The sequence below is a fragment of the Streptomyces sp. NPDC033174 genome (assembly GCF_055577795.1).
On sequence record NZ_JBVIPQ010000010.1, the window covers coordinates 22,149 to 30,847 of the forward strand.

Here is an 8,699-nt window from a genome sequence, read left to right on the forward strand (position 1 = left end):
GGTGTGCGGAGATCCGCTGCGCGCGGCACCCGGCCAGGCTGCCTCGTTCGAGGAGGGATTCCCCGACGAGGACGGCCATCTGCGTGTCGTCCATGGCCTCACCGGGGTCCCAGCCCCCCGCCCCCGCACATCTCGCCCACGCCGTCCGGGAAGCGTTCCTGATGGACACCGGGCAGCCCGGACTCGAAGGGTGCGCCCCGGAGGCGAACCGAGCCGAGACGAGGAGCGTCGCCGACGGCGGGAACTATGGCTGCTCCCGCGGCGCGGGACGGGCGGGGGCCGGGTGGGCGGCGTAGTTCATCGGATCGGGGCAGGTGGCGCTTCGGCTCGGTCGGCGTCGGTGGACGAGCGGGTCTTCGCGGCCCGCAGCACGAGGAACACCAGCAGTCCGAACGGGGACAGCAGAATCGTCAGGACCAGCAACGGCCCCATCACCAGTGGGGATATCCCGAGCTTGCGCGACTGCAGGAACATCCACTGGCCGAGCAGCAGGTCCCAGGCGATGACCTGGGCCCAGATGGCCCCCGCGCCGTTCGCGAGTTCGGTGAAGTCCCGGAAGACGTCGAGACCGGGGCTGCTGACTGCCGCCCACAGCTCAGGGAAGACGGGAAGCGCCAGGACCAGATAGACCGTCAGGATCGGTACGACGGTCAGCGGCGACTTGGCGACGCGCAGGGTGTGCCGCCACCCGGGAGCGAAGATCATCAGCAGCCAGACGGGGGCCGCGAGCCAGAAGGAGAGGGAGAAGAGGAACCCGGTCACGCGGCGAACTCCTTGACGGTCAGTGGTGCGGACGGCGCTCTCACCGGTGTGCGCAGCGCCACCAGGAGACCCAACGCGCTGCCGATGAGGATGACCGCGGCAGCGGTGAGCGTCGCGGCGTCCGGCCGGGTCAGCGCCTGCCCACGCAGCGCCTGCCAGGTAACCAGGGCGAACAGCGCCGCATACGCCCCCGATCCGACCAGGACGAGGCGCAGCCTGACCCGCTCGTCGCGCAGCCGGAGGAAGCGGGGCGCGAGGGCGGCCGCGATCAGGAGGATCAGCGGCAGCAGCTGGAGGGCGTGCATGCCGACGAAGTGCGGGATGCGCAGGTCGCCGCCGGTTGAGGACCAGCCTGTGAGGGGCATGGACGGCCCGCCGTCGGCCACGCCGACACTGTGCGCGCCGATGATCGGGGCCTCCTCGCCGTTGGCGATCGCGCGCTGTTCCGGCGTCGGCTGTGTCATCAGGAAGCCGATTCCGGCGCCGGCGAGGGCGATGACCGCGCCCAGGCGGACGGCCCAGGCCGCCGCACGGTCCGCGATCCGGGCGCGGAACAGCAGGATCGCGATGGCGAGCGCGCCGCCCCACAGGACGACCACGGTGATGCCCATGGCGGCGAACACCCGCTCGTCGAAGGGCGTTGCGACATTGAAGTGGCTGCGCTTGCCCCGGATCACCTGGCCGGTGATCAGCACCATCTCGATCATTCCGGCGACCGCGACCACCGTGCCGGCCCACCAGCCGGCCCTTCGGCCGCGGGTGAGCAGGGAGAGCATCCAAGCGAGCGACAGCGCGTACGCGATGAACGAGACCGAGAACTTGAAGGGCTTGAACCAGATCGGGGCGCCGGTCAGCACGCGGTCGTCCACGACGAGGCCGACGGCCGACACCAGGGTCGAGACAACCATGGCCGCGGCGAACCAGACGAGCGGCCGGTGCAGGCCGGCCAGGCGGCTTAAGGGGCGGGATGCGGACAGGGACTGCGACATGGAGGACCCCCGTGAGGAATAGATAGTGGCGCTTACCGCTATCTGATAGTGGAACTATCTATGATGGAGGCCGGATTGGCAAGGGCGGAAAGGTGAACGCAGCGTGCGCATCGGAGAGTTGAGCCGGAAGTCCGGAGTCGCCATCCCGACGATCAAGTACTACGTACGGGAAGGGCTGCTGCCGCCCGGGCAGTTGACGAGCCCGAACCAGGCTTCGTACAACTCCGTGCACGAGCGCAGGCTCAAGCTGATCCGGGCGCTGCTCGAGGTCGGCGGCCTCTCCGTCGCCGGGATCCGCGCCGTTCTCGCGGCCGTCGACGACGAGGACCGCCCGGTGCACAAGGTCCTGGGCGCCGTGGCCGAACTTGTCGTTCCCCGTTACGCCGACGAGCCGGGAGAGGGGATTCTGAGCGCCCGTGAGACGGTCGCCGAGCTCATCGCGCGGCGCGGCTGGGACGCGTCTCCCGACTGCGCGGCCGGCGAGGCCCTGGCGGTGGCACTCACCGCGCTCGCCGACGTGGGGCACGGCGCCTTCGAGGAGGTGCTCGACGAGTACGCCGAAGCGGCGGAGCGGGTGGCGGCGGAGGACCTCGCGTACGTCGGCCGCCACGCCGTCCGCGAGAGTCTGGTGGAGAGCGTGGTGATCGGCACGGTGCTGGGCGACGCCATGTTCGGCGCGCTGCGGAGGCTCGCGCACATCGACGCGTCGTCGCGCGCGTTCGGAAACCGGACCACCCATGAGATGGGGGAGCGGGGGGAGCAGACGGGCCCGGACGCGGACGGGACCCCCGCCTGAGACGGGTCCGGACGCGGATGGACCCTCCCCGACGAAAGGCTCGCGCGTGCACGGTGCCGCGCCCGACGACGCGCCCGTGCACGCACGAAACCCCCCGCCCGGCGACCCGCCCGTACACGCACGTAACCCCCGCCCGACATTCGTCGCGCGGGGGTTGCGTTGAGTTCCTCGGCCTGAGACGAGGCCGCGGCGTACGGCTACGGGGCCGTCCTCACCCGTTCGCCTCCACCTGATCCTCCGCCTGCTCCTGCTCCCTCTCCACCTGCTCGTTCCACTGGCGCTTCACCGCGCGCCACGCCTCGTCCGACTGGCCGAGGCGCCAGTAGCCCGAGATCGACAGCCGCTCCCGCGCCACTCCGCGCTCCAGGCGCAGATGGCGGCGCAGCTCCTTCACGAAGCCGGCCTCGCCGTGGACGAACGCGTGGACGTCGCCGGCGGGGAAGTCCAGCTTCTTCACGGCGGCCACCAGGGCCTCGCCCGTCGGCCGGTCGCCCCGGTGGAGCCAGGTCACCGCGACCCCCTCGGACGTGGTGAGCTTGTGCTCCTCCTCCGGCCCCGCGACCTCCACGAACGCACGGACCACCGCGCCCTCGGGCAGTTGCTCCAGCGCGACGGCGATCGCGGGCAGCGCGCTCTCGTCACCGGCGAGAAGGTGCCAGTCCGCCGCCGGGTCCGGGGTGTAGCCGCCGCCCGGGCCGAGGAAGTGGACCGTCTCGCCCTCCTGGGCGCGCGCCGCCCACGGGCCGGCCAGCCCCTCGTCCCCGTGGACGACGAAGTCGACCGTCAGCTCCCGCTGCACCGGATCCCAGGCCCGTACCGTGTACGTGCGGGTGCTCGGCCACCGATCGCGCGGGAACTCCTCGCGGATCCGCGCCATGTCGAACGGCTCCGGGTAGGTGACGCCCTCGGCGGGGAAGAGCAGCTTGATGTACTGGTCGGTGAAGTCGCCCGGGCCGAAACCGTCCAGCTCACCGCCCAGCACGACACGCACCATGTGCGGGGTGATCCGCTCCGTCCGCACCACGCGGGCCTCGTGGGCCTGCGGTGTCTTACGGGCCGTCTGCTCTTCTGCCACGGCGCTTCTCCCCTGGGCTCGGTCACTTAGGCATGCCTAAGTTAACACTTCGCAGGGCCACGGAGGGTCGCGGCGGGGGAACCATATGATCAATGGCCGAGCGCGAATCCCACCCGGTGCACCGCGCCCCCCAGACCCCACCGCGCGACCAGCTTCTGCAGCGCGGCCGGATCGCGCGGAGCCGTGGGCAGCGCCGCGTCGAAGTCGGGCAGCGGCACATCCCCGGCGACCCGCACCACCTTCGGCGCCACCGCCACATAGTCCCGTGCCTCGTCGAGCCGCTTGCGCTGCGACGGGGTCAGCTTCGCCCTCGGGTCGTCCACCGCCGCCATGATCCCGGTCAGGTCGCCGTAGGTGGCGAGCAGCTTCGCGGCCGTCTTCTCGCCGATCCCCGGCACTCCCGGCAGGCCGTCGCTCGGGTCGCCGCGCAGCAGGGCCAGATCCGCGTATCCGGGGCCGTCGACGCCGTACTTCTCCCGCAACCAGGCCTCGTCCGTGACCTGGAGCGAGCCGACGCCCTTGAGCGGGTAGAGCACCCGCACGCCCCGGGCGTCGTCCACCAGCTGGTACAGGTCGCGGTCGCCGGTGACGATGTCGACCGGGCCCGTCGCCCGGCCGGCGAGCGTGCCGATGATGTCGTCCGCCTCGTACCCCGCGACCCCCACGCGGGCGATCCCCAGCGCGTCCAGGACCTCCTCGATGATGGGGACCTGCGGGGACAGCGTGTCGGGGATCTCCTCCTCGTCCGGCCCGGTCTCGGTCTCCACCGCCACCCGGTGCGCCTTGTACGAGGGGATCAGCTCCACCCGCCAGTGCGGCCGCCAGTCGGCGTCCATGCAGGCCACCAGGTCGTCCGGATGGTGGTCCTGGACGAGCCGGGTGATGAAGTCGAGAAGCCCGCGCACGGCGTTGACCGGGGTGCCGTCGGGGGCCCGGACCGAGTCGGGGACCCCGAAGTAGGCACGGAAGTACAGGGAAGCGGTGTCGAGGAGCATCAGGCGTCGCGTCACACCCCGATGATGCCGTACCCCACTGACAGTGAAGTGGATCACCTTTCCGTTTGTGCCCCGGGGGCAAGGGCAGGCGGGGGCCCGGAGCGGACCCTGTACCGGTTTCAACGAACCGACCCGGGGACGACGGGCGGACCCCGTTCCGCTCCACGGCCCGGCTGCGGGGGTGGCGGGCCGTTTTCGTTTCAACGCGTGAGGTATATGTGTCCAGGCTCCAGGCCGATCACCTGTACAAGGTCTTCGGCAGACGACCCGACGAAGCGGTACGAAAACTCGAAGGCGGCGCCGACCGCGACGAGCTGCGTGCCGACGGAACGACCCCGGCGGTGATCGACGCGTCCTTCACCGTCGAGCCGGGCCAGATCTTCGTCGTCATGGGTCTGTCCGGATCCGGCAAGTCCACCCTCCTGCGGATGCTCAACGGCCTTCTCGAGCCGACCGCCGGGCGCGTCCTCTTCGACGGCCGGGACCTCACCGCGCTGAGCGCCCGCGACCTGCGGACCGTGCGCTCGAGCAAGATCAGCATGGTGTTCCAGCACTTCGCGCTCTTCCCCCACCGCAGCGTGCTGGAGAACGCCGCGTACGGCCTGGAGGTCCAGGGCGTGGCCCGCGCCGAGCGCGAGCGGCGCGCCACCGAGGCGCTGGAGCTGTGCGGCCTGGCGGGCTGGGAGAAGTCCTGGCCCGACGAGCTCTCCGGCGGAATGCAGCAGCGCGTCGGCCTCGCCCGGGCGCTCGCGACCGACGCCGACCTGCTCCTGATGGACGAGTCGTTCAGCGCGCTCGACCCGCTGATCCGCCGCGACATGCAGGACCAGCTGCTCGAACTCCAGAAGCGGCTGAAGAAGACCATCGTCTTCATCACCCACGACCTCAACGAGGCCATGCGGCTCGGCGACCGCATCGCGGTGATGCGCGACGGCCGGATCGTCCAGCTCGGCACGTCCGAGGACATCCTGCTGCGCCCCGCCAACGACTACGTCGCCTCCTTCATCCAGGACGTGGACCGCTCCCGGGTCCTGACCGCGGAAGCCGTCATGAGCGAGCCGCACCGGCCCGACGCGGGCGCCTGCGGCTGCGAGAGCGTCACCCCCGACACCCTCGTCGCGGACCTGTGCGCCATCAGCGCGCGGGTCCCGCACCCCGTCGCCGTCAGGGACGCCGAGGGCGCGGTCGTCGGCGTCGTCGCGCAGTCCCGCCTGATCGGCTTCGTCGGAGACGAGCACGGCGGCCCGGCCACCTGCGACGCGGGCGGCGCCAGCAAGGAGGTGGCCCATGCCTAGGCTCCATCTCGGCGACTGGGTCGACAGCGGTGTCGACTGGCTCCAGGCGCAGCTCTCCTGGCTCTTCGACGCCATCAGCGCGGTCGTGACCGGTATGTACGACGGCATCGACGCGGTCCTCTCCGCGCCCGCTCCGCTGCTCTTCGCCGGCATCCTCGCCGTCGGAGCCTGGTGGCTTCGCGGCCTGGTCGCGGGCGTGCTCGCCTTCGCCGGATTCACACTGATCGACTCCATCGAGCTGTGGGGCGACGCCATGTCGACCCTCTCGCTGGTCCTCGTCGCCACCATCGTCACGCTCGCCATCGCGGTCCCGCTGGGCATCTGGGCCTCCCGCTCCACGACCGTGAGCGCGGTCCTGCGGCCGGTCCTGGACTTCATGCAGACCATGCCGGCGATGGTCTACCTCATTCCCGGCATCATCTTCTTCGGCGTCGGGGTGGTCCCCGGCATCATCGCGACCATCGTCTTCGCCCTGCCGCCGGGCGTAAGGATGACCGAGCTCGGCATCCGTCAGGTCGACGGGGAACTCGTCGAGGCCGCCGAGGCGTTCGGCACCACACCGCGCAACACCCTCCTGCGCGTACAGCTCCCGCTCGCCCTGCCCACGATCATGGCCGGCATCAACCAGGTCATCATGCTCGGCCTGTCCATGGTGGTCATCGCCGGCATGGTCGGCGGCGGCGGTCTCGGTGGCGCGGTCTACCGGGCCATCGGCAATGTCGACATCGGCCTCGGCTTCGAGGCGGGCATCTCGATCGTCATCCTGGCGATGTACCTGGACCGCATCACCGGCGCCCTCGGCCGTCAGGTCTCGCCGCTCGGCCGCCGTGCCCTGGCCAAGGCGAAGTCCGTGACCGGCGGCGCCAAGGTCTGGAACTACCGGCCGCAGCCCGTCGTGGCCGTGGTGGGCGTCGTCGTCCTCGCGCTCGTCGCGGGCGGCATGGGCATGTTCGGCGGCTCCAAGCCGGCCGACGCCTCCGACGCCACCGACGTCGGACAGGGCAAGAAGGTCTCCCTCGGCTACATCCCGTGGGACGAGGGCATCGCCTCCACCTTCCTCTGGAAGGAACTGCTCGAACAGCGCGGCTTCCAGGTGGAGACCAAGCAGTACGAGGCCGGGGCGCTCTACACCGGCATGGCCAACGGCCAGATCGACCTCCAGACCGACTCCTGGCTGCCGGTCACCCACGCCACGTACTGGAAGAAGTACCAGGACAAGCTGGAGGACCTGGGCGCCTGGTACGGCCCCACCTCGCTGGAGCTGTCCGTCCCCTCGTACATGAAGGGCGTCGACTCCCTCGACGACCTCAAGGGGAAGGCTGGGCAGTTCAAGGGCCGCGTCGTCGGCATCGAGCCGAGCGCCGGAATGATGGGCATCCTCAAGGACAAGGTCCTCAAGGACTACGGCCTGGAGGGCGAGTACAAGGTCGTCGACGGCTCCACGCCCGGCATGCTCGCCGAGCTGAAGCGGGCCTACGCCAAGAAGGAGCCCGTCGTCACCACCCTGTGGTCGCCGCACTGGGCCTACTCCACCTACGACCTGAAGAAGCTCAAGGACCCCAGGGAAAGCTGGGGCAAGGGCGACGGGGTGCACACACTGGCCCGCAAGGGCTTCGCCGCCGAGAACCCGCAGGCCGGCCGGTGGCTCAAGGACTTCAAGATGACGGAGAAGCAGCTCACCGGTCTCGAGGCGAAGATCCAGGAGACAGGCAAGGGCAAGGAGCAGGAGGCGGTCCGCGCCTGGCTGAAGGACAACCCCGGCCTCGCCGACAAGTGGACGCCGGTCGCCAAGGCCGCCAAAGGAGCGGACGGCAAGGACGAGCGCGCCCGCGCCCTGAACGTCGCCTGGTTCCCCTGGGAGGAGGACATCGCCGCCACCTACCTGTGGAAGGCGGTCCTGGAGCAGCGCGGCTACACGCTGAACCTCAAGCAGTTCGAGGTCGGCCCGATGTACGCCGCCATGTCACGTGGCCAGGTCGACGTCCAGTTCGACGGCTGGCTGCCCAACACCCAGAAGAACTACTGGGGCCAGTACGGCGACAGGCTCACCGACCTCGGCCCCTGGTACAGCCCCACCTCCCTGGAGGTGGCCGTGCCCTCCTACGTCAAGGACGTGAAGACGCTGGAGGACCTCAAGGGCAAGTCGTCGCGGTTCAAGGGCAGGATCATCGGCATCGAGCCCGGCACCGGTGTGATGGGCCTGCTCAAGGACAAGGTCCTGCCCGGGTACGGCCTGGACGAGGAGTACAAGGTCGTCGACGGCTCGACGCCCGGCATGCTCGCCGAGCTGCGGCGCGCCTACCAGGCCAAGGAGCCGATCGCCGTCCTGCTCTGGTCGCCGCACTGGGCGTACGACGAGTACGGGCTGACCAAGCTGGCGGACTCCAAGAAGCTCTTCGGCGAGGGTGACAAGATCCACACCGTGGGCAGCAAGGACTTCCCGAAGCAGTACCCGCGGCTGGCGAGGTGGTTCAAGAACTTCACGCTGGACGAGAAGCAGCTGGCCGGCCTGGAGAACGAGATCGCCCGGCGCGGCAAGGGCCACGAGGACGAAGCCGTGAAGGCCTGGATGGAGAAGAACCCCGGAATGGTGGACCGGATGGCCCCGCTGTAGCGGGCGCTCCCGGGCGGGACCGCTCTCGCGCGGGAGCGGTCCGCACGAGGCGGATCACACGGAAGAGGGGCGGGAGGGCCAAGGGCATCCCCCCCCCCTTTCCCTCCCGCGGACCCCCCCCTCGCCCCCCAACCCCCCCACAGGTGTGGACAACGTGGCGAAACCCCAACCAA

General features: G+C 70.4%; 7 protein-coding genes and 1 pseudogene. 3 read left to right on the forward strand and 5 right to left on the reverse strand.

Annotated elements, in window-relative coordinates; translation table 11 throughout:
- Positions 1-34: 34 nt before the first annotated feature.
- From ACZ5VC_RS27790 to ACZ5VC_RS27800, 3 genes and pseudogenes are all read right to left on the reverse strand, one after another.
- Positions 35-314, reverse strand: a pseudogene (locus ACZ5VC_RS27790) (hypothetical protein); the annotation flags it as partial.
- Positions 298-762 carry an ABA4-like family protein gene (locus tag ACZ5VC_RS27795; RefSeq protein WP_469122744.1) on the reverse strand — a complete coding sequence of 155 codons (465 nt, stop codon included), beginning with the start codon at positions 760-762 and terminating at the stop codon, positions 298-300. The gene ACZ5VC_RS27795 and the pseudogene ACZ5VC_RS27790, both read right to left, overlap by 17 nt.
- A complete protein-coding gene (locus ACZ5VC_RS27800; protein WP_469122945.1) occupies positions 759-1,670 on the reverse strand; it encodes a hypothetical protein in 912 nt (303 codons plus the stop codon). The genes ACZ5VC_RS27795 and ACZ5VC_RS27800 overlap by 4 nt, the downstream gene beginning before the upstream one ends.
- 184 nt (positions 1,671-1,854) lie before the next feature.
- Here ACZ5VC_RS27800 and ACZ5VC_RS27805 point away from each other — a divergent pair, with 184 nt between their 5' ends.
- Positions 1,855-2,547 carry a MerR family transcriptional regulator gene (locus ACZ5VC_RS27805; protein ID WP_469122745.1) on the forward strand — a complete coding sequence of 231 codons (693 nt, stop codon included), beginning with the start codon at positions 1,855-1,857 and terminating at the stop codon, positions 2,545-2,547.
- Positions 2,548-2,758: 211 nt separating this feature from the next.
- On the opposite strand, the gene ACZ5VC_RS27810 is transcribed toward ACZ5VC_RS27805, so the two are convergent.
- A complete protein-coding gene (locus ACZ5VC_RS27810) occupies positions 2,759-3,622 on the reverse strand; it encodes a siderophore-interacting protein (protein ID WP_469122746.1) in 864 nt (287 codons plus the stop codon).
- Positions 3,623-3,711: 89 nt separating this feature from the next.
- Positions 3,712-4,617, reverse strand: coding sequence for a 5'-3' exonuclease (locus tag ACZ5VC_RS27815; protein WP_469122946.1), 906 nt, complete (start codon positions 4,615-4,617; stop codon positions 3,712-3,714).
- A gap of 218 nt (positions 4,618-4,835) precedes the next feature.
- Between ACZ5VC_RS27815 and ACZ5VC_RS27820 the strand changes: the two genes are divergently transcribed.
- Complete coding sequence (locus ACZ5VC_RS27820; protein WP_469122747.1) at positions 4,836-5,912, forward strand: quaternary amine ABC transporter ATP-binding protein; 1,077 nt, start codon at positions 4,836-4,838, stop codon at positions 5,910-5,912.
- Positions 5,905-8,526, forward strand: a complete 2,622-nt coding sequence (locus ACZ5VC_RS27825; RefSeq protein WP_469122748.1) for an ABC transporter permease/substrate binding protein — start codon at positions 5,905-5,907, stop codon at positions 8,524-8,526. Before ACZ5VC_RS27820 ends, ACZ5VC_RS27825 begins: the two co-directional genes overlap by 8 nt.
- Positions 8,527-8,699: the final 173 nt, after the last annotated feature.